22 protein-coding genes and 1 tRNA gene are annotated in these 23,255 nt (G+C 67.4%); 15 read left to right on the top strand and 8 right to left on the bottom strand.

Annotated features, from left to right (window positions below; genetic code table 11):
* Positions 1-21: 21 nt before the first annotated feature.
* On the bottom strand, positions 22-837 hold the full coding sequence (locus PWF70_RS13590) for a dihydrofolate reductase family protein (RefSeq protein WP_035751411.1): 816 nt from the start codon (positions 835-837) through the stop codon (positions 22-24).
* A gap of 35 nt (positions 838-872) precedes the next feature.
* On the opposite strand from PWF70_RS13590, the gene zapE reads away from it, so the two are divergent.
* Positions 873-1,886, top strand: coding sequence for a cell division protein ZapE (zapE, locus tag PWF70_RS13585; RefSeq protein ID WP_006357296.1), 1,014 nt, complete (start codon positions 873-875; stop codon positions 1,884-1,886).
* Between the two features lie 6 nt (positions 1,887-1,892).
* Here zapE and PWF70_RS13580 read toward each other — a convergent pair whose 3' ends face one another.
* The 3 genes from PWF70_RS13580 to PWF70_RS13570 are packed head-to-tail and all read right to left on the bottom strand — an operon-like array spanning position 1,893 to position 5,294.
* Positions 1,893-2,456 (bottom strand): GNAT family N-acetyltransferase, encoded by a 564-nt coding sequence (locus PWF70_RS13580; protein WP_006357297.1) that lies wholly within the window; start codon positions 2,454-2,456, stop codon positions 1,893-1,895.
* Positions 2,453-3,295 (bottom strand): sulfurtransferase, encoded by an 843-nt coding sequence (locus PWF70_RS13575; protein ID WP_006357298.1) that lies wholly within the window; start codon positions 3,293-3,295, stop codon positions 2,453-2,455. Before PWF70_RS13575 ends, PWF70_RS13580 begins: the two co-directional genes overlap by 4 nt.
* Before the next feature lie 37 nt (positions 3,296-3,332).
* A complete protein-coding gene (locus PWF70_RS13570; protein WP_042375788.1) occupies positions 3,333-5,294 on the bottom strand; it encodes a flavin-containing monooxygenase in 1,962 nt (653 codons plus the stop codon).
* A 136-nt stretch (positions 5,295-5,430) separates the two neighbouring features.
* On the opposite strand from PWF70_RS13570, the gene PWF70_RS13565 reads away from it, so the two are divergent.
* The 5 genes from PWF70_RS13565 to PWF70_RS13545 are packed head-to-tail and all read left to right on the top strand — an operon-like array spanning position 5,431 to position 11,002.
* Positions 5,431-6,069, top strand: coding sequence for a nitroreductase family protein (locus PWF70_RS13565; RefSeq protein WP_042375834.1), 639 nt, complete (start codon positions 5,431-5,433; stop codon positions 6,067-6,069).
* A complete protein-coding gene (locus tag PWF70_RS13560; RefSeq protein ID WP_035751413.1) occupies positions 6,066-7,673 on the top strand; it encodes a class I adenylate-forming enzyme family protein in 1,608 nt (535 codons plus the stop codon). Before PWF70_RS13565 ends, PWF70_RS13560 begins: the two co-directional genes overlap by 4 nt.
* Positions 7,654-8,292 (top strand): TetR/AcrR family transcriptional regulator, encoded by a 639-nt coding sequence (locus tag PWF70_RS13555; RefSeq protein WP_006357302.1) that lies wholly within the window; start codon positions 7,654-7,656, stop codon positions 8,290-8,292. The genes PWF70_RS13560 and PWF70_RS13555 overlap by 20 nt, the downstream gene beginning before the upstream one ends.
* Positions 8,289-9,398, top strand: a complete 1,110-nt coding sequence (locus tag PWF70_RS13550) for a CaiB/BaiF CoA transferase family protein (RefSeq protein WP_006357303.1) — start codon at positions 8,289-8,291, stop codon at positions 9,396-9,398. Before PWF70_RS13555 ends, PWF70_RS13550 begins: the two co-directional genes overlap by 4 nt.
* On the top strand, positions 9,395-11,002 hold the full coding sequence (locus tag PWF70_RS13545; protein ID WP_035751681.1) for an AMP-binding protein: 1,608 nt from the start codon (positions 9,395-9,397) through the stop codon (positions 11,000-11,002). The genes PWF70_RS13550 and PWF70_RS13545 overlap by 4 nt, the downstream gene beginning before the upstream one ends.
* Positions 11,003-11,018: 16 nt before the next feature.
* Here PWF70_RS13545 and PWF70_RS13540 read toward each other — a convergent pair whose 3' ends face one another.
* From PWF70_RS13540 to PWF70_RS13525, 4 genes are all read right to left on the bottom strand, one after another.
* The gene (locus PWF70_RS13540; RefSeq protein ID WP_155225333.1) at positions 11,019-12,662 is read right to left on the bottom strand and encodes an ABC transporter permease; all 1,644 of its coding nucleotides are present in this window, start codon (positions 12,660-12,662) and stop codon (positions 11,019-11,021) included.
* A gap of 9 nt (positions 12,663-12,671) precedes the next feature.
* A complete protein-coding gene (locus tag PWF70_RS13535) occupies positions 12,672-13,571 on the bottom strand; it encodes an ABC transporter ATP-binding protein (RefSeq protein WP_155225332.1) in 900 nt (299 codons plus the stop codon).
* 82 nt (positions 13,572-13,653) lie between these two features.
* Complete coding sequence (locus PWF70_RS13530) at positions 13,654-14,271, bottom strand: hypothetical protein (RefSeq protein ID WP_230461798.1); 618 nt, start codon at positions 14,269-14,271, stop codon at positions 13,654-13,656.
* A gap of 153 nt (positions 14,272-14,424) precedes the next feature.
* Positions 14,425-14,497: transfer RNA gene (locus PWF70_RS13525), tRNA-Gly, on the bottom strand.
* Between the two features lie 250 nt (positions 14,498-14,747).
* Between PWF70_RS13525 and PWF70_RS13520 the strand changes: the two genes are divergently transcribed.
* From PWF70_RS13520 to PWF70_RS13480, 9 genes are all read left to right on the top strand, one after another.
* Complete coding sequence (locus PWF70_RS13520; protein WP_286352645.1) at positions 14,748-15,902, top strand: tyrosine-type recombinase/integrase; 1,155 nt, start codon at positions 14,748-14,750, stop codon at positions 15,900-15,902.
* Positions 15,903-16,178: 276 nt separating this feature from the next.
* Positions 16,179-16,370 (top strand): excisionase family DNA-binding protein, encoded by a 192-nt coding sequence (locus tag PWF70_RS13515; RefSeq protein ID WP_286352644.1) that lies wholly within the window; start codon positions 16,179-16,181, stop codon positions 16,368-16,370.
* Complete coding sequence (locus PWF70_RS13510) at positions 16,367-18,295, top strand: AAA family ATPase (protein WP_286352643.1); 1,929 nt, start codon at positions 16,367-16,369, stop codon at positions 18,293-18,295. Before PWF70_RS13515 ends, PWF70_RS13510 begins: the two co-directional genes overlap by 4 nt.
* 95 nt (positions 18,296-18,390) lie before the next feature.
* Positions 18,391-18,552, top strand: coding sequence for a hypothetical protein (locus PWF70_RS13505; protein ID WP_286352642.1), 162 nt, complete (start codon positions 18,391-18,393; stop codon positions 18,550-18,552).
* Positions 18,549-18,710, top strand: coding sequence for a hypothetical protein (locus PWF70_RS13500; RefSeq protein ID WP_286352641.1), 162 nt, complete (start codon positions 18,549-18,551; stop codon positions 18,708-18,710). The genes PWF70_RS13505 and PWF70_RS13500 overlap by 4 nt, the downstream gene beginning before the upstream one ends.
* A complete protein-coding gene (locus PWF70_RS13495; protein WP_286352640.1) occupies positions 18,703-18,975 on the top strand; it encodes a hypothetical protein in 273 nt (90 codons plus the stop codon). The genes PWF70_RS13500 and PWF70_RS13495 overlap by 8 nt, the downstream gene beginning before the upstream one ends.
* Positions 18,976-19,420: 445 nt before the next feature.
* Entirely contained in the window at positions 19,421-20,875 is a 1,455-nt protein-coding gene (locus tag PWF70_RS13490) for a terminase large subunit domain-containing protein (RefSeq protein WP_286352639.1), read from the top strand.
* Positions 20,872-22,221 carry a phage portal protein gene (locus PWF70_RS13485; protein ID WP_286352638.1) on the top strand — a complete coding sequence of 450 codons (1,350 nt, stop codon included), beginning with the start codon at positions 20,872-20,874 and terminating at the stop codon, positions 22,219-22,221. The genes PWF70_RS13490 and PWF70_RS13485 overlap by 4 nt, the downstream gene beginning before the upstream one ends.
* 531 nt (positions 22,222-22,752) lie before the next feature.
* Complete coding sequence (locus tag PWF70_RS13480; protein WP_286352637.1) at positions 22,753-23,235, top strand: hypothetical protein; 483 nt, start codon at positions 22,753-22,755, stop codon at positions 23,233-23,235.
* The last annotated feature ends 20 nt before the right edge of the window (positions 23,236-23,255 follow it).

The following is a 23,255-nucleotide window of genomic DNA, read 5'->3' as shown; positions in this document are numbered from 1 at the left end:
GCAGTGATCCGTTCGGATCGGTCAGTGGATGGACGACCGGCCGTGACGCAGCCAGCGCGTGAAGACGTAACCGTCGTCGTCGGTGATGATCGCGGCCGGTGACATCCCCTTGAGGGTGGCGGTGTCCTCCCCGTCCTCGGTGCGGGTGACGATGCGTCCCGCGCGCCCGCCGGCCAGATGGGGGCTGGTCGTCAGGCACAGTTCGTCGAGCAGGTCGTCGGCGATGATCGAACCGAGCAGGCTCGGGCCGCCCTCGCAGAGCACCCGCGGCCGGCCCCGCTTCCCGCACGTCTCGATCAGTGTCGACGTCTCGACGTCGTCCTCGCCGCAGTCGATCAGGGTGGCACCGGCGTCGACGAGCGCGGCGCGACGATCCGCGGGGGCCGACGCGCAGGTGAGTACGACGGTGTCGGGGTGACTCAGCGGCGGGTAATCCGGCGGGATCGAGAGCGACCGCGACACCAGGGCGAGCGCGGGCGCGGGTGTCTGTCCGTTCTCCTCCCGGAGGTCCGCGAACGCCTCGTCGGGTTGCGGTTGGCGGTATCCCTCGGTGGTCGCCGTCCCGGCGCCGACGAGGATGACGTCGGCGAGTCCGCGCAAGACCCGGAAGACGGTCTTGTCTCCGTCGCCGCCGAGGCCGCCCGACTTCCCGTCGTGGGTGGCGGCGCCGTCGATCGAGGCCACCATGTTGGCCCGCACGAAGGGGGCCGCGGCGCCGGGCCCCTCCGACGGCCGTGGTGGATAGCGATAGTGCTCGGCCAGCCGGAGCAGAATGTCGTTCCCCGTCTGATCGGACTCCGCGGATGTGACCTGGGTCGCTTTCTGCAGGTGGAACATGCATCCATCATTCCGCGGATGGCTACTCTCCACACATGGCGGCCCGACTTTGCGATCGCAACCCTGCGACCTCGCCGGACGCACTCATCGACGAGATGGTGCCTCCGTCGACCTTCGACGAGGTGAGTTTCGACTCCTACATTCCCGATCCGAAGGAGCCCTCGCAGGCCCAGGCGGTCGCGAAAGCGCGCGACTTCGTCGCGCGGGCGTCGAAGGCGCGCTCGGGGAAGAAGGGGCTCTTCTCGCGCAAGGCCCCCGCGCAGGGCATCGGGCTGTACCTCGACGGCGGGTTCGGCGTCGGCAAGACCCACCTCCTCGCCTCGATCTACCACTCCATGCCCGAGCCGAAGTCGTTCGCGACCTTCGTCGAGGTCACCCACGTGGTGGGTGCGCTCGGCTTCGTGAACGCGGTGGAACGGCTGTCGAAGCACACGGTGCTCTGCATCGACGAGTTCGAACTCGACGATCCCGGTGACACGATGCTGGTGTCCCGACTGCTCACCGAGCTCACCGCCAAGGGTGTGTCGGTGGTCGCCACCTCGAACACCCTGCCCGGCCAGCTCGGCGAGGGCCGCTTCGCAGCGCAGGACTTCCTGCGCGAGATCCGCAAGCTCTCGGCGGTGTTCGAGACCATCCGCGTCGACGGCCCCGACTATCGTCACCGCGACCTGCCGCCGGCCCCGGACCCACGCACGGAGTCCGAGCTGGCCGACATCGCCGACTCCACCGAGGGCGCGACCCTCGACGAATTCGATGCACTGTGCGATCACCTGAGCACGCTGCATCCGTCCAAGTACAAGGACCTCGTCGACGGCGTCTCGCTGGTCTGCATCAACGGTGTCCACCCCGCGAAGGACCAGTCGGTGGCCCTGCGGCTCGTGGTGCTCGCCGACCGCCTCTACGACGCGCACATCCCGGTGACGGTGTCCGGCGCCAAGCTTGACGAGATCTTCACCGACGAGATGCTCGCCGGTGGTTACCGCAAGAAGTATCTGCGCGCGACGTCGCGCCTGCTGGCCCTGTCGCGGTTCGCCGAATCTGCTGCCTGAGAGGTCTTACAGCTTCTGTGTGAACACGTAGTCGTGTTCGACGCTGCCCCCGAGGTCGAAGGTCCGCACCCCGGCGCGGGTGAAACCCGTTTTGGCGTAGAACTTCTGGGCCCGTTCGTTGAGCTGGTTCACCCCGAGCCAGACGACGACGCTCCCGCGGTCTCGGGCACGATCGAGCGCCGCTTCCATGAGCGCACGCGACGGGCTGAGACCGGGACGCGCATGATGGTCGGGGAGTACGTACATCTTCGACACCTCGCTCGCCGGCCGCTCCGGGACTATCTCGGCGACAACGGGATTCGACGGATCGCCGTGCAGCACCAGTCCATAGCCGATGACCGGGCCGTCATCGCCGTCCCGGACGACGAGCACGTCGGCGTCCGGGTCGGCGATGTAGCCGCGAAAGTTCTTCTCACCGAGATTGGTCGCGATGAACTGGGCGATGTCCTCGGCCGCGGCGTGCGGCGGGCACGCCAGGGGGAAGGTCGCGCCGGCGACTTCGGCCACCGACGCCGCCCGGTCGGGATCGGTGAGGAGTTCGACGGTCGCCGCGGGATGAGTCGGCGTCATGACCGCGAATCGGCCGACGACAGCGGACGATCCGGGTCCGCGGTCCAGGCGTTCATCGACCCGTCGTACACCGCGACATCGTCGCGGCCGAGTGCCTTCAGCGCAAATGCTGCTGCGGTGGCGGCGATCCCGCCGCCGCAGTAGGTGACCGGGCGCACCGTCGGGTCGAGGGCGCCCGCGTCGGCGAACAGTCCGCGCAGTTCGTCGAGCGGCTTCAGCGTGCCCGCCTCGTCGACGAGTTCGCCGAACGGGACGTTGACGCTGCTCGGGATGTGGCCGCCGGCGAACGACTCCCGGTCGAGGGCATTGACCAGCAGCACCGACGATTCGGCGGTCGCCGTGACGACCTCGTCGGTCGACGCGATCCGCTCCGGGCGGCGGTGTGCGGTGAAAGTGGCCGCCGGATGGGTGGATTCACCGGTCTCGGTGGGGAGCCCCGCTGCCACCCAGGCGTTGTACCCGCCGTCGAGGACGACGACGTCGTCGAAGCCCTCGAGGCCGAACTGCCACCACAGTCGTGTCGCCCAGATGCCGTTGACCGTGTCGTAGACGACGACGGTCGAGTCGTTGCCGATCCCGGCCGCGCCGACCGCCGCGGCGAAGTTCTCCGAGGACGCCGCTGCGAACGGGGCCTCGCCATTCGGATCGGACAACTCGGTGATCTGGTCGAGGAACACCGCACCGGGCAGGTGCCCCTGCAGGTAGGTGTCGCGGCCGGAGCGGACGTGCGCGCCGTCGGCGTCGAAGCTCAGGTGGACCGTCGCGTCGACGATGCGCAGACGTCCCTCGCCGAGGCGCTTCTGCAGTTCGTTCGGGGTGATGAGCGGTGCGGGGGTCATGCCTGACACGGTAGTCCCGCCGTGCCTGCGCCGGTTCTCAGGGATCGAGCGGTTCGGCCGTCATCGGTTCGGTGTGGAAGTCGGCGAGATCGACGTGGCGGGTCTTGGCCCAGTAGTCGACGATCCGCCACGGCAGCACCGCCACGACCCGACCGTCGGGGTTGCGGTACCAGTTGGTCATCGCGGGATGCGTCCACACCATCTGTGCGTGCGCGCGGTCGACGGCGTCGTTGTACTCGTCGGTGACGTCGCGTCGCACCTCGAGGGCACCGAGCCGGCGCTCGATCATGGCGCGGATGGCGTCGCAGACGTAGCGCACCTGGTACTCGAGGATGCTGATGAAGCTGCCCCCGTGTCCCAGTGCGGTGTTGGGGCCGGTGAGGATGAACAGGTTGGGGAAGTCCGGCGCAGTGATGCCGAGGTAGGCGTACGCGTCGTGATCGCCCCAGGCCTCGACCGTCGTCTTGCCGCTGCGACCGACGACGTCCATCGGGTACAGGTAGCGGTCGCTGTGGAAGCCGGTCGCGAACACGATGATGTCGAAGTCGTGTGCCCGGCCGGTGCTGTCGACGAGACCGGTCTCGGTGACGGAGTCCACGCCGTGTCCCACCAGCTCGACGTCGGGCTGCCGCAACATGCGAAACCAGCCGTTGTCCAACAGCATTCGTTTGCCGAAGGGCGGGTAGTCCGGCGTCGACAGCTCGACGAGATCGTCGCGGTCGCCGAGCTCGCTGCGCATGTACCGCAGGTAGAACTCGCGGTGACCGTGATTCACGGCGTTGATCGACGCGGTGGGTTCGGGCCATTCGGGGTCGACGTGCAGGGTGGAGTGGACCTTGTCGTTGAAGATCCAGGACAGCCGCGCGCGGTACCACTCCCGGTAGCCGGGCAGGTTGTTCATCAGCCAGTGCACGCTGTCGCCGACCGGCGCGAAGTAGTCGTCGTTGGGGGCGATCCACTGCGGCGACCGCTGGAAGATCGTCAGCGATCCGACCTTGTCGACGATGGCGGGGCCGATCTGCATCGCCGACGCACCGGAGCCGACGATGGCGACGCGTTTGCCGGCCAGGGCGCCGGGCTCGTCGAGTTCGGTGGGCCAGTGGGCGGAGTGGAACATCTTGCCGGTGAAGGTGTCCATGCCGGCGAGCGCGGGGAGCTTGGGCCGGTTGAGGATGCCGACCGCGCTGATCAGGATGCGTGAGGTGAGGGTGCTCTCGTTTCCGTCCCGGTCGCGGACCCGGACGACCCACTGCTGGGCGGCGGAGTCGTAGGCCGCGGAGAGGACCTCGGTGCCGAATCGGACGCGGTCGCGCACCGCGTGGCGGTCGGCGAAGGCCTGCAGATAGCCCTGGACCTCGTCGCGCTTGCCGAAGTGGGTGGACCAGTCGTGGTCGAACGACGAGATCGAGTACAGGTAGCTCGGGGTGTCGACGCCGGCGCCCGGGTACTGGTTCTCGTACCAGGAGCCGCCGACCTCGTCGTTCTTCTCCAGGACGGTGTGCTCGATGCCGGCGTCGGCGAGCTGGGTGGAGATCAGCATCCCGGCCACGCCGGCGCCGATGACCAGGGCGTTCATCGTTGAGCCGAGCTCGTCGGGCAGCGCTGGCAGGTGGGTGCCGCGCAGGTCGCCCCGCACGATCTCGCTCATCATCGGCGCGAACTCCGGTGCCACCGGTTCGCCGGCTGTGAAGGACATCAGTGCGGCGACGAGTTCCTCGTCGGCCGGCACGCGTGCCGGTGAGCCCTGCTCGTACCAGTCCTCGAGGGCGTCGACGACGGCGTCGCGGATCTCGGCCTGCACGTCCGCGGGCAGGCCGCCGGTCGAGTTGTCGTCCATGCCGCGGCTACGGGTCGGACGGTAGCGGTCGGCCAGCCAGCGGCGATCCCCGGTCATCTCCACCAGCACGGCGAGCAGCGTCGGGATGTTGCCCGCGTCGACCGCGGTCCGGATCTCCGAGGGGGCCGGACGCGTCGCCGGGCGGGTGGAAACTGAAGTCATAGCTGCAACTAACCACTGTTAGTCCCGTTTCGTCAACAGGAGGAAAGTCTCGATTTCTGATGCTTGACTGCCGCTATCTCGTATGGAACTGTGTCCCCAGTCATACTAACAACGGTTAGTGATCACGGAGGTTGACATGGAACTCAGCGAGGCAATGCGCACCACGGGCACATGCCGCTACTTCAGCGACAAGCCTGTCGAGGACGAGGTGTTCTACCGGGCGTTCGACGACGCGCGCTTCGGTCCGCAAGGCGGAAACCGCCAGCCGGTCCGCTGGGTCGTCGTCCGTGATGACGTCACCAAGAAGGCACTCGCCGACCTCTACCTGCCCTACTGGGAGCCGTACTACAACTCGATCCTCGAGGGCTCCAAGAAGGTCGGAGCCGTCCCGAAGACCATCGAGAGCGCCAACTACTTCGCCCATCACCTCGCCAAGGTGCCCGCGCTCGTCGTGGTGTGCGCCGAGGCGGAAGGGCTGCATCCCACCGACCACGAACTCGGCCGGCTCAGCGTCGTCGGCGGCGCGTCGATCTACCCGAGCGTGCAGAACCTGACCCTTGCGCTGCGTCAGCAGGGCGTCGCCACCGCACTCACCACTCTGCTGTGTGCGGCCGAGAACGAGGTCAAGGAACTGCTCGGCATCCCGGACGAGTACATCACCGCGGCACACATCGCGGTCGGCTACCCGCGCAACGGTTTCCCGCGCAAGCTCACCCGCAGCCCGGTCGAGGAGATCGCCTTCCTCGACCGGTTCGACAATCGGATGTTCGCGTGAGTGCCCCAGCCGTGACGGACGACCGCAAGCTCACCCGAACCCAGACGTCGCCGCTCGGACGCGCGACGATCGGTGATCAGCTCCGCAGGCTCTCGCGGTCGCAGGGCGACAAGCCCGCGATCATCGCCTACGACGCGGCCGGCGGCCGCACGTCGACCAGCTACGGCGACCTCGATCGCATGGCCAACCGCGTTGCCCACGTCCTCGTCGACCTCGGCGTCCGGCGCGGCGACCGAGTCGCGGTGATGAGCCGCAACCGCGTCGAGACCGTCGCGTCGTACTACGGCGCGCTGAAGGTCGGCGCGGCATACTCCGGTGTCAGCCCGATGTTCCGCGAGAAGGAGATCGCCCAGCAGCTGGGTCATCTCGAGCCCGCGGTCCTCGTCGTCGAACGTGACCTGGCACCTCTGGCCGGTCCGATCGCCGACAGCCTCGGCGTCTCGGTTCTCGTCGTCGGGGAGTCGGGATCGGATTCGTGGAACTCCTTCGACGAGCTGGTCGGGCAGGCCGACGACGCCGAACCCGACTGTGACGTCGACGAACACGATCTGGCGATGATCGTCTACACCAGCGGTACCGAGTCGACCCCCAAGGGTGTCGAGATCGCGCACCGCAACTACCTGATCTCCACCGCACCCGCGTACACCTGGGGTCTGCGTTGTCAGAACGACGACGTCTGGCTGTACGTCATGCCGTTCCACACGATCGCGGGTATCGGATCGCTGACCTCGCTGACCCTGCTCGGCGCCACGCTCGTGCTACCGGCCGCGGTCGACCCGGCGACGTCGCTGCGGATGATCCGCGACGAGAAGATCTCGGTGCTCGCCCAGACCCCGACCTTCTTCATCGCCCTCGCCAACCACGCCGACTTCGGACCCGACACCGTCGGGACGGTCCGCCGGTGTCTGACCTACGGCGGTCAGGTGTCGCCGCATGCCGTCGACGCATGGGCCACCGCCACGCCGGAATCGGTGTGGGGCACCTACTGGGGCCAGTCCGAACTCACCCAGCTGGGCTCGGTCGGGTGGTTCAAGCGGCTCGAGGACGTGCCCGGACAGGACCCGACGTGGATCGGCAAGCCGGTGGGCCATCTCGAGGTGCGAGTGGTCGACGCCGACGGCAACGAGGCCGAAGAGGGTGAACTCCTCTGTCGTACACCGTCGGTCATGCTCGGCTATCACAAGGACCCGGAGAAGACCGCGCAGGTCCTCGAAGGCGGTTGGGTGCACACCGGCGACATCGTGCGCATCGACGACGAGGGCAACATGTTCTTCCGCGACCGGCGCAAGGACATGATCAAGACCGGCGGATACAACGTCGCCTCCCAGGAGGTCGAGCGTGTGCTGCAGGCGCATCCCGACGTCGAACGGGCCGCGGTCGTCGGCCTGCCCGATCCGTACTGGTCCGAGGCCGTCACCGGTTTCGTCGTGCTGCGTGCGGGTACCTCGGTGTCCGCGGAGGACATCCGCGAGTACTGCCGCACCGACCTGGCGTCGTACAAGGTCCCCAAGGCGGTGCACATCGTCGACGAACTGCCGACCGACGCCCAGGGCAAGTTGCTCAAGCGTGAGTTGAGGAGAGCCCATGGAACCCCTCAGGGCTGACGCCGCCGAGGCCGCCGTCTCGAAAGCGGCGGTGGCGGAAGAGCGTCCGCGGACCCGCCGGGACGAGATCGTGGAGGCCGCCGCACGGTATTTCGCCGAGCACGGTTACGCGAACGCGGGGATGCGCGACATCGCCGAGGCCGTCGGCATGCGAGGTGCGAGCCTCTACAACCACTTCCACTCGAAAGAGGAGATCCTCTACGCCATCGCGTTGCGGATGACCGAGGACCCGCAGCAGGATCTGCTGGTGCTCGACGGCGAGGGCGGCCCGGTCCAGCGCCTCACCGGCCTGGTGGAGGCGCATGTCCGGAGGCTCGCGCGGTACCGGGTGGAACACCTTGTGGCGCTGCGGGAGCTGTCCGCCTTGACGCCTGAACACCGCCGGGCGGTCACCGACTACCGCAAGTACTACCAGCGGCGCATCCGCGACGTGATCGAGGCGGGCGCCCGCATGGGCGTGTTCGAGGTGCGCGATGCCCATCAGTCCGCGATCGCGGTGCTCGACCTGATGAACGGCATCAGCTGGTGGCTGCGCGACGAGCACGATGTCGACCAGTTGGTCAGCGACTACGTCGATTTCACGATCCGCGGCGTCCTGCACCACCAGGCGGGTTCGTGAGCGGTCCGCTCGCCGGCGTGCGCGTGGTCGAGATGCCGGGCCTGGGTCCGACACCGCACGCCGCGATGATGCTCGCCGACCTCGGCGCCGACGTCATCCGGATCCGACGCCCCGGCCCCGAGACCCCGGGTCCCGACGGCATCGTCGACGCGGACGCCGGTCTCTACCGGTCCCGGCGCAGCGTCGAGGCCGATCTCAAGGACCCCGCCGACCTGAACCGCATCCGCGAGATGATCCGGCGCGCGGACATCCTCATCGAGGGTTTCCGGCCGGGCGTCATGGAACGCCTCGGCCTCGGACCCGAGATCTGTGACGATGCAACGCAACTCGTGTACGCCCGCATGACCGGGTGGGGTCAGGACGGCGACCGCGCGATGCTCGCCGGACACGACATCAACTACCTGGCCGTGACCGGCGTGCTCGAGGCGATGGGCCCGGCCGGATCACCACCCGTACCGCCGCTGTCCCTGGCCGGTGATTTCGGCGGGGGATCGATGCTGCTCGTGGTCGGCGTACTGGCCGCGCTGCACGACCGGTCGCGGACCGGACGCGGGCAGGTCGTCGACGCCGCGATGGTCGACGGTGCCGGTCTGCTCGCCCAACTGCAGTGGTCGTGGAAGGCCGCCGGTCGCTGGGTGTCCCGATCGGAGGGCAACCTGCTCGACGGTTCCGCCCCCTTCTATGCGACCTACGAGTGTGCGGACGGCCGCTTCGTCGCCGTCGGCGCGCTCGAGGAGAAGTTCTGGCGCAACCTGATCGGCACGCTCGGTCTGGCCGACCTGCCCGACCGCTGGGACCGCGCGCACTGGCCGGTCATCTCCGCCGCGCTCGCCGCCCGGTTCGCCGCGCGCACCCGTGATGAGTGGGCCGCTGAGTTCGCCGGCGTCGACGCGTGCCTCACCCCGGTGCTCGACTTCGACGAGGCGGCCGCCGATCCCGTTGCGCAGCAACGCGTCAGCTACGTCACGGTCGATGACGCCGTGCAGCCCGCACCCGCTCCGCGGTTCTCGCGAACCGTACTGCCCACGCCGTCAGGGAGTTCGACCGCAGACCTGACGCAGATCCTCGATCAATGGTCGACCGATTCACCTGTGGAGGTGTCGTGAGTTACACCAGCCCGTTCCCCGACGTCGAGATCCCCGAGGTCAGCGTCCACGAATTCCTGTTCGGTTCGATCGCCGACGACGAGCTCGGGCGTACCGCTCTGGTGGACCCGAAGTCCGGTGCGGTGACGTCGTATCGAGAGCTGATCACTCAGATCGACGCGGTCGCCGGCTGGCTGGCGTCGCGGGGGATCGGGGTGGGCGACGTGGTGGGCATCCTCTCGCCCAACATCCCGGCGTTCGCGTCGGTCTTCCACGGAATCCTGCGGGCCGGGGCCACCGCGACGACGATCAACGCGCTGTTCACCGCGCCCGAGATCGCCAAGCAGCTCCGCGATTCCGGTGCCACGATGCTGGTCACGATCTCGCCGATGGCTGCGCAGGCGAAGGCCGCCGTCGCCGAGGTCGGGCTGGATGACACGAGCCTCGTCGTCCTCGACGGTGAGGGACAGGACGCCTCGGCTCACCCGAACGCCGCCGACATGCTCGGCGCCCGATTGCCCGCGCCTCAGGTGTCCTTCGACCCGGCCACCCATGTGGCGGTGTTGCCCTACAGTTCCGGGACCACCGGCAATCCGAAGGGTGTCGCGCTCTCACACCGGAACCTGGTCGCCAATGTCGCCCAGCTGAAGCCGTTGCAGGGCATGACCGCCGACGACGTGGTGATCGCGGTGCTGCCGTTCTTCCACATCTACGGCATGACCGTGTTGCTGAACGCGGCGCTGTTCAACCGGTCCTCGCTGGTCGTCATGCCCAAGTTCGACCTCGTGGAGTTCTTGGAGAACATCCAGGACCACAAGGTGACGATGGCCTACATCGCGCCGCCGGTCGCCGTCGCCCTGGCGAAGCATCCGATCGTGGACGACTACGACCTGTCGTCGCTGCACACGATGATGTCAGGCGCGGCTCCGCTCGACGACGAGCTGGGCCAGGCGGTCGCCAAGCGTCTGGACCTGCACATGCTGCAGGGCTACGGCATGAGCGAGTTGTCCCCGGTGTCCCACATCATCCCGTTCGATGCGAAAGCGCTTCTCGGACTCGAAGATCCGCCGCTGTCGTCGACGGGCTGGCCGGTGCCGAACACCGTGAACAAGATCGTCGACCCGGCCACCGGAGAGGACATCCCCCTCCCGCAGGAAGGGCTCTCGGAGCCGGGTGAGTTGTGGGTGAAGGGGCCGAACGTGATGCTCGGCTACCTCAACAACGAGCAGGCCACCGCCGACACGATCGACGCTGACGGCTTCCTGCACACCGGTGACATGGCGCAGGTCGATCCGACGGGCTGTGTGTACATCGTCGACCGGCTCAAGGAGCTCATCAAGTACAAGGGCTACCAGGTGCCGCCGGCCGAGTTGGAGGCCCTGCTCCTGACGCACGAGAAGATCGCGGACTCGGCGGTCATCGGTGTGATCGATGCGGAGTCGGGGGAGGAGATCCCGAAGGCGTTCGTCGTGCGGCAGCCCGAGGCCGAGCTGACCGCCGACGAGGTGATGGAGTTCGTGGCGTCGAAGGTGGCCCCGCACAAGAAGGTTCGTGCGGTGGAGTTCATCGAGGCGATCCCGAAGTCGGCGTCGGGCAAGATCCTCCGTAAGGATCTGCGTAAGTAGGAGACCGGAGCAGCGTCTATCCCAGGTCGCGCCTGCCGAAGCCGACGACTCCGAGGATCACGGCAAACAGTGCGAGCGCCGTGACCCCGAGGATGCCTCCCGCCCCCACACTGTCGAGCGGGGCCTGCGGCAGATGCTGGAACGGTGATGCGGCGCGGGTCCATTCGGGCAGGTTGAACGATTCGGCGAGGATCTCGGCGACCAGGCAGTACGCGAAGTACGTCCAGGCGATGATCGCGGCCGCTCGGGGCACGAAGCCGATGCCGGCCACGGCGACCGCGAGGATCAACCAGACCGCCGGGACGTACACCGCTGCCGCGGCGAGAAGGCGTGGGATCTGACCGGGATCGCCGATGGTGAGGCCGTAGGCCAGCCCTTCGCCCACCGCGCCGGCCGCCAGGACGGCGGCGCTGCCGACGAGTGCCATCGTGATGTGGCCGCCGAACCAGTAGAGCCGGTTGGTGTTCGCGGCGACGAGCGACTCCGCCCGGTCGGCGGTTTCCTCACGGCGTGCCCGCAAGGCGCTGTTCACCCCGTATCCGGCCGACATCAGGGCGGCGATCGTGAGCGTGAGTGCGAGGTAGGCGTCCACGGCGTCCTCGGCGCCGCCGGGCAGGAACTCCGCGATCTGAGGGTTGTTCTCCATGAAGTCGGTGATCGCGTCGCCGAACGAGCCGTAGGCGGCCGATAGGACGAACACGCCTGTCGCCCAGGCGGCGATCGACCCGCGGTGTAGACGCCACGCCAGACCCGTCGTCGTATGCAACAGCCACGACGCCTCTGCGCGCCCGGCCCGGTTGCCGAAGATCCCGGCGCCGAAATCGCGGTGCTCGGAGACCGCCACGGCGGCTGCGATGGTCAGCGTCCCTGCCACGAGTGGAAGCAGGATCGGCCACCACCTGTCGTCGACGTACGGGTACGTGCGCTGACCCCAGCCGATGGGGGAGAGCCACGACATCGCTCCGTTGCCGACATCACCGATCGCCCGCAGCACATACGCCAGCCCGAGCATCGCGGTGATCGAACCGTAGACGCTGCGGGGATTCTCGAAGATCTGCGCGGCCAGTGCCGTCAGTGTCGCGAAGGTGAGGCCCACTCCGGCCAGTGCCGCGCCGAAGAGTACGGAACCGCCGAGCGGGAGGCCGGTGGCGACGGCGGTGATCACGACGGCGACCCCGGCGGCAAGATTCGCGACGGCCGCAAGAGTCAATGCGGTCGCGACCGGCGCATCGCGGCCGACCCGCGTCGAGCGGAGGAGTTCGGCGCGACCGTTCTCCTCGTCGGTACGCGTGTGGCGACCGACGAGAAACATCGACATGAGTCCGAGAACGATGGCGGCATAGCCGAATATCTCGAACACGACCTCGCCGCCGATGGTGGCGAGCAGCTGCTCCGGGCCGCCGAGCGCGATCACCGCGGGACTTCCGCCGATGGTCTCGCGGAGGGCGGCCAGCTTGGCCGGGGTGTCGTAGAGGTTCTGGCTGGCGACGGCCTGGAATCCCACTAGGGCGGCGGTACCGCCGATCCACGCCACGAGCGCGGCTCGTTCGCGCCGAACGTAGAACTTCAGAAGTGTTCGGAGCCCGGTGGCGTCCGCAGTCCGTCCGGCGCCACGTACCGTGTTCCGCTCCGCGACCTGCACCATCTCGATCTCCGCCATCGGATCTCCTCAGGCCCCGGTCGCCCGGGTGCCGGTTCCGTAGTGCCGGAGGAAGATGTCCTCCAGCGTCGGCGGGGCGCTGGTCAGATCGCGGACACCCAGGGTCGCGAGTTCGCGCACCACGGTGTCCAGGGCGGCGGCGTCGACGGTGCAGCGGATGCGGTGTCCGTCGCGGATCAGGTCGTGCACGCCGGGGACCGCGTCGAGCGTCGAGGGATCGTGGGCGGTCTCGGCACTGATCTCGAGCCGACCGAGGTGGCGCAGCTCCGACAGTGATCCGCTGTCCACCGTCCGCCCGGCCCGGATGAGGGTGACCCGGTCGCAGAGCGCCTCGACCTGGGCCAGGATGTGACTCGACAGCAGAACGGTGCGACCGTTCCGGCGTTCCTCCTCGATGCACCGCTGGAACTCGGCCTCCTTGAGCGGATCCAGACCGGACGTCGGCTCGTCGAGCAGGAGCAGTTCGGCGTCGGAGGCCAGCGCGGCGATCAAGGCGACCTTCTGCCGGTTGCCCTTCGAATAGGTCCGGGCCTTCTTCCGCGGGTCGAGTTCGAATCGCTCGATCAATTCGTCACGACGACGCCGGTCACGGTCACCGCGGAGGTTGCACAGGAGATCGATGACCTCCCCGCCGGTCACGCCCGGCCACAGATTCACCTCTCCGGGCACATACGCGATGCGGCCGTGCAGATTCACGTTGTCGCGCCACGGATCTCGGTCCAGGACGCGGACGACGCCCGAATCCGCGCGCAGCAATCCGAGCAGAACACGGATGGTGGTGGTCTTGCCGGAGCCGTTGGGTCCCAGGAATCCGTGGACCTCGCCCTCGGTGACGGTCAGGTCGAAGGCGTCGAGGGCCCTGACATGGTCGAACGACTTGGTCAGCTCCTGGATCGCGATCGCGGGCACATTCCCAGACTAAGACCGTCGGGCGCCCCGATCGCGGGGCCGAAAGTCACCTGATTCCGGCCCCGCGAACATGGCGATGAACTCAGCTGGAACCGAAGAGACCGTCGAGCGAGCCGCCTCCGGAGCCGGCGCAACCGGTCACGGTCACGGTGTGCCACTCACGGTTCCCGATCCATTCGCCCCCGCCTTCACCGTTGTTCCCGGGCGGGCCGAGGACCATCCGGTACTTCACCGTGTGTGTCGCGGCGTCCGGATTGGGGAGCGGCGGATTGTAGGAGTCGCTCAGATTCTTCAGATCTTTGGTGTACGTGGCTGTGGACACGCTGCGGTTGCTCACCATCCACCGGTTCTGCTCGGTGTTCTCACCTTCGGTTGCGATGTCGTCCGGCCACCGCGGGGCATCGTTGACCGTCGTGTGCATCCCACCGGTCCGTCCGACCTTGAAGTCGGCATAGTCGACGTCGCGCAGCGGTTCGTCGTCGATCTGCCAGTCGATCGTGTAGCTCGTGACGTTGGTGGTGTTCTTGATGGTGAACTCCACCTTGCAGTTTCCCTGGTTCTCGGCCCAGAACTGGACAGGACCTGTCCGCTGACCGTTGTCGGCTGCCTGCGCGACACCGGGTGCGATGGAGAGCGCCAACCCCCCGGCGGCGACCGTCGCCAGTCCGGTAACGATGGTCCGTTTGATCAATTGCCTCACCCATTTCGTCTTGTCCCGACCTGTTCGGGACGCTATGGACGGGTCAAATGTCCAATGGTGAGATCTGGATCACATGGCACGAATTTGCCGTCGCTGGGCACGTGCAAGTCACAGAAAAGCCCCGGTCCGGGGACCGGGGCTTTTCTTCCTACGAGCGGATGACGGGATTCGAACCCGCGACCCTCACCTTGGCAAGGTGATGCGCTACCAGCTGCGCTACATCCGCATGCTCACGAGCGATGGCACTGCCCGCGTGGCCAAGAGAAAGCCCCGGTCGGGGACCGGGGCTGACTTCTCTCGTGGTGCGCGATACAAGGATTGAACTTGAATCATCGTGCATCTGCGGTGTGGCCCCTGACCAGCGGCGCAGTGCTCTGAGCTGCTGGTATTCGAGACAGTATCGCGTGAAGGGTGCGGAAGCAAGCGGAACCTTTGGTAGGTTCTTATTGCACGTATGTTGCACGCGAGAGGTCACTATGGCACGACAGAAGGCGCGCACCCGGCGGTCGTTCGGCCGGTTGCGCAAGCTCCCGAGCGGTCGGTACCAAGCCTCCTACAGCGGCCCAGACGGTCGTGTCTATGCGGCGCCGTCCACCTTTGCCGCGAAGATCGACGCCGAGGCATGGCTGACGGACCGACGACGCGAGATCGACCGCGAGCTGTGGTCGCCACCGCGGCCCGAGTCGACAGTGGCGAAGTCGACGACGTTCGCCGACTACTCGGCCGAGTGGCTCGCGCACCGCCTGGTGAATGGCCGGCCGCTCAAGGCCCGCACCCGCGAGCACTACGAGGCACTGCTGTCCCACCGCCTGCTCCCGACGTTCGGGGCGCTGCCGGTCGGATCGATCACCGCCGAGGACGTGAAGCGTTGGCACGCTGACGAAGGATCGGCGACGCCGTCCTACACCGCCCAGGCGTACAGCCTGCTGTCGACGATCATGGCCACGGCCGTCCGCAACTCTCTGATTCCGACGAACCCCTGCATCATCACCGGCGCCGGATACTCCAAGCGGGTCAAGAAGATTCGGCCGGCGTCTCTCGAGCAGCTCGCGGCCATCGTCGAGGCAATGCCCGAGCGGTTCAAGGTCATGGTGTTGCTCGCCGCATGGTGCGCGCTGCGCTTCGGCGAGCTGACCGCGCTCACCCGCGGCGACGTCGTGCTCGTCCGTGATCCCGACGGTGTGCTGATCGCCGGCGAGCTGGACGTCAGCAAGGGCGCGGTGCGGGTGTCCGGCGAACGCCGGAAAGACACCACGAAATCCGAAGCGGGGGAGCGCTCGGTGTCGATCCCGCCGCACCTGCTACCGACGATCGAAGCGCACCTGGCCGAGCACGTGGACACCGGCGCGACGTCCCTGCTATTTCCTGCCGATCATGGCGGCTACCTCGCGCCGAGCACGTTCTACCGGCACTACTACCCGGCGCGCTCCGCGGCCGGACGTGACGACCTCCGGTTCCATGACCTCCGGCATACCGGTGCGGTGCTTGCGGCCTCGACGGGCGCCACGCTGGCCGAGCTGATGAACCGTCTAGGGCACTCGACACCGACCGCGGCGCTGCGCTATCAGCACGTGATCGACGGCCGAGACCGCGAGATCGCAGCCATGCTCTCGAGACTCGCCGACGGATAGTCTTTGCCACGCTGACGGATTGGTGCGGAAATGTTTGCTATTCTCTACCGCAAGAAGTCCGGACCTAGTCCGGCCTGGAGGGTAGGAACTCACCGGCGCTGACCCGACCGGCCTACCGTGCAGCCAGGTCCCCGTAAGGGGGCGCATAGGGCGCTTTGATGCCGATAACTGAAGACAGAGTCTAGCGACGCACTGGCCCTAGCATTCGGGTGACGGGAGCTCCAGTGGTGGCGGGCGATCAGGAATAGAACCCTCATCGTTCATGGAGCCAGTCGCATGTCTTCCACCCTTCCTCGTCGTCGCTACGCGACGATCAAAGAATCCGCCCACTACCTCGGCGTCACTGACCGCACCGTTCGGCAGATGATCGCAGATGGCCGGTTGCGTGGCTACCGCAACGGTCGTCTGATCCGCCTGGACCTCAACGAGATTGATGCCTCGATGCAGCCATTTGGCGGTGCAGCTTGAGGCCCCCGAACAGCGAAGAGGCCCCCGCACCACACGAGGACCTCTCCAAGTCAGTCGCCACCAAGCAATCCGACAGTGGTCATTCTACCGACCTCGCATTCGCATGGCAGCTCGACGCGCTCGGCATCCCAGTATTCTGCCTGCCGCCTGGCGACGACGAGTTCACCTGGTCCGGCGACACCGGCTGGCAGCACTACACCGCAGACGGCAACGCCGAACGTCTCAGCCGATGGCGGCCGGGATGGTCGGTCAATGCGGTGTGTGGCGAGACGTTGACCGTTCTCGATGTCGATACCAAGAACGGTGCTGACATCGAACAGGCACGACAGTTTCTCGCCGACAACGATATTCGCGTGTTCGGTGAGGTATTCACACCATCGGGTGGCCGGCACTTCTACCTCGCCGGCCACCCTGACCTACGCAAGTTCACCCCTCACGGTTTCGACCGCACACATGTCGACCTGCAGGCCAACGGCTGCAACGTTTACGCTCCTGGCACCCGGCGGCCCAAGTACGACGGAATGGGTTACGTGGTCGGTGCTGATGGCCTCGACGACGCACTCGCCGAAGGCGACGAAGCCATCGAGGTACTCGTCGGCATGCACGCTGCCAAGGTTGCTGCGAAGACGCAGCGCCCGCCGGTGCAGCCGTGGAGTGGAGAGCCTCTCGACACACGGCAGAAGGCCTATGTCAGCACCGCGTTGCGCGACGAGGCCCGCATCCTGGCCAACACGGCCGACGGCAACCGACAGAATCGACTCTACGAGGCGGCGATCAAGCTCGGATCGCTGATGGCGGGAACCGGTCTCAACGAGACGGAGATCCGGCGAGAGCTGACTCAGGCCGCCGAACGCAACGGCTACCTCGCCGACGACGGCCCTGCCGCTGTGCAACGGCAGATCGACCGCGGCCTGGACTATGGGGCAAGGAACCCCCGCGGGGTACCACCGGCTGACGACCCGACACCCCCGGCTGCCGCGGACACGCCGCGCCTGGCCACGAAAGTGCTCTCCCGCACCGACTTGCGTGCCCTGCCCAATCCGGAGCCACTCATCCACGACACGCTCGACCAGGGCACCACGGTGCTGCTGTACGGCAAGTGGGGCACCGGAAAGAGCTTCATCGCGCTCGACTGGGCCGCCAACGTCGCCACCGGCCGCAACTGGCAGGGCAGGCCGGTCGCACGACGCCGAGTCCTCTACGTCGCAGCGGAGGGCGCTTTCGGACTCAAGGGACGCGTGGACGCGTGGGAACACGCCTGGAAACGCGACATCGACGCCGATGACCTGACCGTGTTGCCCGAGCCGGTGAACCTCACCAACGGAGTGCAAGTCGCCGAGCTGTGCCACCTCGTCGAGTGGGGGTCATTCGGCCTCATCGTGCTCGACACGTTGGCGCGGTGCATGGTTGGCGGCGACGAGAACAGCGCCAAGGACGCCGGCGTCGTCATCGACGCCATGACGAAGATTCGCCAAGCCACACCGGGCGGCCGAGGCGTGGTCCTCGGCGTCCACCACACCGGCAAGGACGCGAAGACACTGCGCGGCTCGTCTGCGTTCGAGGCAGGCGTGGACACGGTCTACCAGGTGACCACCGATGGCGGGGCAATCGACCTCATTCGGGAGAAGCGAAAGGACGGCCCCGCCGAGGACCGACACCGGCTGAAGGTCGAGCCGATCATGGGCACGACATCGGCGGCGATCACGTGTCACACCCCCATGACATGGGGGTCGTGTGCCGACAGGGTCATGTCATCGTTTTTGTCATCTTTCGCGGCCACGGGCGCCAGCAAGTCGGAGCTTCGGGCGGTGGCTGAGATGCCGCCCGCGTCGTTCTACAAAGGCGTATCTGAGCTGGTAGAAGCCGGTCGGCTGGTCAACGTCGGCACCGACAAACAGCCCTTCTACAAGGAGGGCAGGGCATGACCGATCTGTCACGTGTCACGGAATGTCACAGCGCCGGTGACGGTGTCATGTCACATCACCCCCCTTTAGGGGGTGACAGACCGTGTGTGGATGACATGACGGCCTCTGAGGTTCGTCGACTCCCCTATGGCTTGGTCGCGCTGATCTACCTCCGTGACGAGCGTGACGACCTCGCACCCGAAACTCGCGACCGCCTCGACCACATCACCGAGTCGGAGTCGGAGTACACCCGGCGCTGCGAGAGGGGCAGCGCATGACCGAGTCACGGCCCCGCACCCGCCGACGCCTGGTGACCCGGCTCTACGGCCTGGCCGCGCGCATCAACCACGACCGCCTCAACGACGCACAGCTGGCCTACCTGACTGCCGTGCTCGACCACTACAACCACGCCATCAAGGGGATGACCGATGACTGAGCCGACCAACCTCGACGACCTCGACCACCGCGAGAGCATCAACCACTACGTGACCGTGTGTGCCCTTGTCGCCGAGGGCAGGCGACGCGATGCCTTCGCCTACATGAAAAGCCTGACCGACGTCGAACGCATCGACATGTGGCTCGCAGGCTGCTCCATCACCATCGCCTTTGCCGACGACTGCCGCCGCTTCCACAAGGTGCCGGTGGAGCTTCCGGCGTGGTTGCGCCTCATGGCGCTCGCCGACGAGGACGGCGCCCAGTGATGGGCCTCATGCGTCCGTGTGTCGAGTGCGGCGAACCCGCCGAGGGCACCAGGTGCGCCGAGCACACCGTCAGCCACCGTGCGGTCGCCCGTACGCCCGAGTCCCGCCCGTCCCGCCGCGCCGGCTATACGACGGCTTGGGACCGGCTCTCGAAACGTGCCCGACGTCTGCAACCGTTCTGTTCCGACTGCGGCACCCGCGACGACCTGACCGCCGACCATTCGCCCGAGGCATGGCGACGCCACGATGCCGGCAAGCCTGTACGGCTCTGTGACATCGACGTCGTGTGCCGCCGATGCAACTCCCGCAGAGGCCCCGCGAGGCCGTCAGCGGCCCGCTCAGACCCCAGGGGGGTGCCCCCTGCGCCGGGGGGTGGGAGCCGACGGGGGGAGTCGGGATGTCGCTCTCACACCCCCGGGGGGTACCCAATGGCGGGTGGTGCGGCATGAAGGCCGGCGTCAAGCAGCAGATCACGGTGGACCCGCTCGATCTGAGCGACTACCCGGCGGAGCGGGCGGCCCGCATCGCTCGGTTCATTGAGGAGTTCCTGGTGATCCCCAAGGGTGTGGGTGCCGGTGAGCCGGTGCGCCTGCCGGACTTTCAGCGCGAGATCATCGACGGCGCGTTCGCTGACGGTATCCGTCAGGCGTTGGTGAGCATCGCCCGCGCCAACGGTAAGACCGGCTTGGCCGCGATGGTGGGTGTCGCCGAGCTGTTCGTCGGTGGTGAGTCTCCCGAGGTGCTTGTGGTGGCCTCAGATCAGCGTCAGGCCAACATCACGTTGCGGGTGGCACGCCGCATGGTGGAGATGAGTCCGGCGCTCTCAGAGCGTTGTCACATTTACGCCGACAAGCTCCAGACCCCGCACAACGGAGGCCTGTTGCAGCCGTTGCCGGCCGATCCGGCTGCGCTGCATGGCTGGGACCCGACGCTGCTGATCGTCGACGAGCTGCATGTGGTGACCGAGGAAGTGTGGGAAGCGGTCACCTCGATGGTCGGCAAGCGGCCGGTGTCGACGACGCTGGCCATCTCGACGCCGGCGACCAGTATCGAGTCGGTGATGTGGCGGTTGGTGCAGCACGGTCGCACCAACGACGACCCGGCGTTCTATCTGCGAGAGTTCGCGGCGCCGGAGGGCTGCGACATCGACGACCGCGAGGCGTGGCGCATCGCGAACCCGGCGATGGGCCTGTTTCTCGCCGAGGACGGTATGGCCGCGGCGCGACGCACGTTGCGTGAGCCGGTGTTTCGTCAGCTCCGACTCGGTCAGTGGGTGGGGCAGGTGGACAGGTGGTTGCCGTGGGGTGCGTGGGAGCCGCTGGCCGACGCCGAGCGCACGGTGGGCCGACGCGACAAGGTGGTGCTGGCGTTCGACGGGTCGGCGTCGGGGGACTCGACGGCGCTCATTGGCTGCACGATCGGCCCTAAGCCGTTTCTGTTCACCGTCGGCATGTGGGAGAACCCCGGCGATCCGCGGTGGCGTGTGCCGCGCGGTGAGGTCGACGTCGCGGTGGCCCGCGCGTTCGATCAGTACGACGTGGTCGAGTTGGCCGCGGACCCGTGGGGGTGGCGCTCGGAGATCGAGGCATGGGCCACCCGGCACGGTCAGCGTCGGGTCCTGGAATGGAACACCGCTAACGCCGCTCGCATGGCCCCGGCGACCGATCGCTTCTATCAGGCGGTGGTCGACAAGACCGTGTCTCACGACGCCGACGAGCGTCTGGCCCAGCATCTGGGCAACTGCGTGGCCAAGTCGACGCCGGCGGGCGACCTGGTCAGCAAAGACAAGAAGGGCAGCAAGAACAAGATCGACGCCGCGGTCGCGGCAATCGTGGCTCTGGACCGGGCCGCGTTTCACACCAACAAACCTCGGAAGAGGGCAAGGAGTTTCCCATCATGACCAACGCTCTGCACACCACCCTGCTGCAACGCATCGACGCACCTGCCGCCCGCTACGCGGTGCTGGACCGCTACTACGTCGGCGAACAGCCGCTGGCGTTCCTGGCCCCTGAGGCCCGTAAAGCGTTGGGAGACAGGTTCGGTCGAATCGCCTCGAATCTGTGTCGTCTGTCGGTGACCTCGATCGCCGAACGGTTGCGCGTTACCGGATTCACCGGCGCCGACGTCTGGGACGACTGGCTGCGCAACGACCTCGACCAGCTCGCCCCGGTCGCTCACCGCGAAGCGCTGCTACTCGGCGCCAACTACGTCGTGGTGTGGGCCGACGCCCAGGGCCGACCCCAGGTGTCCATCGAGTCGGCGCATCAGATGAGCGTGGTCGTCGATCCCGGTACCCGACAGATCGTCGCCGCCTGTAAACGGTGGACTACTGACACCACTACCGAGGCAACGATTTTCGAGGCCAACAAGGTGACCCGGCTGCGTGCCAACAACGTCGGCGCGACGACGGCAGGATTCGAGACGGTCGAGGTGCTCGACAATCCGCTCGGCGTGGTGCCGGTGGTGCGGCTGGCCAACACCGACCGCATCCTCGGCGACCCGGTCTCCGAGATCGCCGACCTGATCCCGCTCAGCGATGCGCTCAACAAGATTCTCGCCGACATGATGGTCGGCTCCGAGTTCTACGCCCGCCCCCGCCGTTGGGCCACCGGTGTCGAACTCGTCGAGGAACCTGTCGTTGACGACGAGGGCAACCCGGTCCTCGACGAGGACGGCGTACCGGTCGTCGAAGAGACATCGCCGTATCCAGAAGAGACCAACCGGATGATGATCGCCGAACAGGCCGAGGCGAAGTTCGGTCAGCTCGAAGCGTCCGGTCTGACGGCGTACTCGTCGAGCATCGAGGCGCTGCTCACTCAGATCATGGCCGTCAGCGCGCTACCGGCGCACTACGTCGGCATCACCTCGGCGAACCCGGCCAGCGCTGACGCGATGCGCGCCGCTGAGGCCGCGCTCACCGCCCGCGCTGAAGCCAAGCAGGCGCTGTTCGGTCGCGCCTGGGAGCAGGTGGCGCGGCTGATCGTCGCAGTCCGTGACGGCGTCGATCCGGCTGAGGTGCAGGCGTCGGTGCAGTGGGCCGACCCGAGCACCCGGTCGATCGCCCAGGAGGCCGACGCGGTCGTCAAGCTGCACCAGGCCGGTCTCCTGCCGGCGACCTACGCGCTCAAGCGGCTGGGCTACTCCGACTCCGACATCGTCGAGATTCGTACCGCGACCCGGCTTGAGGCTATGGACTCCGCCGGCGCCGACGTCACCAGCCTGCTGCCGTCTGAGGCGCCCCGGTGAACGCCTACGCCGACCGGGTGACCGCGCTGGCGCAGTCGACCAGCGAGGCGGTGCAGGCACTCTACGACCGGTTCCTGGCCGGTGAGCTGACCGAGGAGATGTTCGTCGAGCTGGCCACGACCGCGCTCACGCTCAACGACCACCGCGCCGCCACCCTGGCCGACGTCGGCGTCGCCGCAGTACTGACCGCGCAACTGCGCACGGTGGCCCTACCGGTCGGCGTACCCGCACCGAACCCGCCGAAATCACTGTTGCACAACCTGATTCGGGAGGCCCTCGACGACCCCGACCCGCGTACCAAACTCGACACCGCCGCCCGCGGCCGGACGCTGGAGACGGCCCGCGAATCCTACGCCTCCGGCCTGCATCGTCACGAGGTGCAGTTCTGGAAGCGCGTACCGAACTCCGGCGCCTGTCCTGCCTGCCGCAACCTCGCCGGCACCGTCCTACCCATCGAGACGCCCATGTGGCACCACACCGGCTGTTCCTGCACTCAGGCGCCGGCAACACCCACCGAGAAGGAGAACTCCGATGCCCAACGATCCGCAGCAGCTCGACGAGCAGCAGCCACCCGCCGAGAACGAGACGCCGCAGACCCCGACTCAGCCCGAGCCCGACGATCAGCCGCAGCCCAGCGAGGCGCAGCAACCCGACGAGCCAACCGAGAACGATCCGACGCCGGAGCCTGAGCCCGACACGTTCCCGCGGGCCTACGTCGAAGACCTCCGCAAGGAGAACGCCGACTACCGCACCCGCGCCAAGGCCGCCGACGACCTCGCCAAGAGGCTCCACACTGAACTCGTCCGCGCCACCGGCAAACTCGCCGACCCCACCGACATGCCGTTCGATCCCGACCACCTCGACGACCCGGACAAGCTGGCCGTGTCCATCGATCAGTTGCTTTCGGCCAAGCCGCATCTGAAGGCCCGCCGGGTTGTCGGTGCCGTGGGGCAAGGTGAGTCCGGCACCACCACCGGTGTCGACCTGCTCGGCATCATGCAAGGCCGAGCCTGACTTAGTCCATTTCCCGGCGT

The sequence above is a fragment of the Gordonia sp. Swx-4 genome, from assembly GCF_030316175.1.
GTDB classification, from domain to species: domain Bacteria; phylum Actinomycetota; class Actinomycetes; order Mycobacteriales; family Mycobacteriaceae; genus Gordonia; species Gordonia alkanivorans.
This window is presented reverse-complemented; position numbering and strand designations above follow the sequence as displayed.

What these genes read in the sequence shown, in the direction of transcription:
- PWF70_RS13570 (WP_042375788.1), bottom strand. Translation starts at nt 5,294, where the DNA reads ATGACTTCAGTTTCCACCCGCCCGGCGACGCGTCCGGCCCCCTCGGAG.
- PWF70_RS13590 (WP_035751411.1), bottom strand. Translation starts at nt 837, where the DNA reads ATGTTCCACCTGCAGAAAGCGACCCAGGTCACATCCGCGGAGTCCGAT.
- PWF70_RS13500 (WP_286352641.1), top strand. Translation starts at nt 18,549, where the DNA reads ATGACCGAGTCACGGCCCCGCACCCGCCGACGCCTGGTGACCCGGCTC.
- PWF70_RS13520 (WP_286352645.1), top strand. Translation starts at nt 14,748, where the DNA reads ATGGCACGACAGAAGGCGCGCACCCGGCGGTCGTTCGGCCGGTTGCGC.
- PWF70_RS13555 (WP_006357302.1), top strand. Translation starts at nt 7,654, where the DNA reads ATGGAACCCCTCAGGGCTGACGCCGCCGAGGCCGCCGTCTCGAAAGCG.
- PWF70_RS13540 (WP_155225333.1), bottom strand. Translation starts at nt 12,662, where the DNA reads ATGGCGGAGATCGAGATGGTGCAGGTCGCGGAGCGGAACACGGTACGT.
- PWF70_RS13505 (WP_286352642.1), top strand. Translation starts at nt 18,391, where the DNA reads ATGACGGCCTCTGAGGTTCGTCGACTCCCCTATGGCTTGGTCGCGCTG.
- zapE (WP_006357296.1), top strand. Translation starts at nt 873, where the DNA reads ATGGCGGCCCGACTTTGCGATCGCAACCCTGCGACCTCGCCGGACGCA.
- PWF70_RS13565 (WP_042375834.1), top strand. Translation starts at nt 5,431, where the DNA reads ATGGAACTCAGCGAGGCAATGCGCACCACGGGCACATGCCGCTACTTC.
- PWF70_RS13580 (WP_006357297.1), bottom strand. Translation starts at nt 2,456, where the DNA reads ATGACGCCGACTCATCCCGCGGCGACCGTCGAACTCCTCACCGATCCC.
- PWF70_RS13515 (WP_286352644.1), top strand. Translation starts at nt 16,179, where the DNA reads ATGTCTTCCACCCTTCCTCGTCGTCGCTACGCGACGATCAAAGAATCC.
- PWF70_RS13480 (WP_286352637.1), top strand. Translation starts at nt 22,753, where the DNA reads ATGCCCAACGATCCGCAGCAGCTCGACGAGCAGCAGCCACCCGCCGAG.
- PWF70_RS13485 (WP_286352638.1), top strand. Translation starts at nt 20,872, where the DNA reads ATGACCAACGCTCTGCACACCACCCTGCTGCAACGCATCGACGCACCT.
- PWF70_RS13575 (WP_006357298.1), bottom strand. Translation starts at nt 3,295, where the DNA reads ATGACCCCCGCACCGCTCATCACCCCGAACGAACTGCAGAAGCGCCTC.
- PWF70_RS13495 (WP_286352640.1), top strand. Translation starts at nt 18,703, where the DNA reads ATGACTGAGCCGACCAACCTCGACGACCTCGACCACCGCGAGAGCATC.
- PWF70_RS13490 (WP_286352639.1), top strand. Translation starts at nt 19,421, where the DNA reads ATGAAGGCCGGCGTCAAGCAGCAGATCACGGTGGACCCGCTCGATCTG.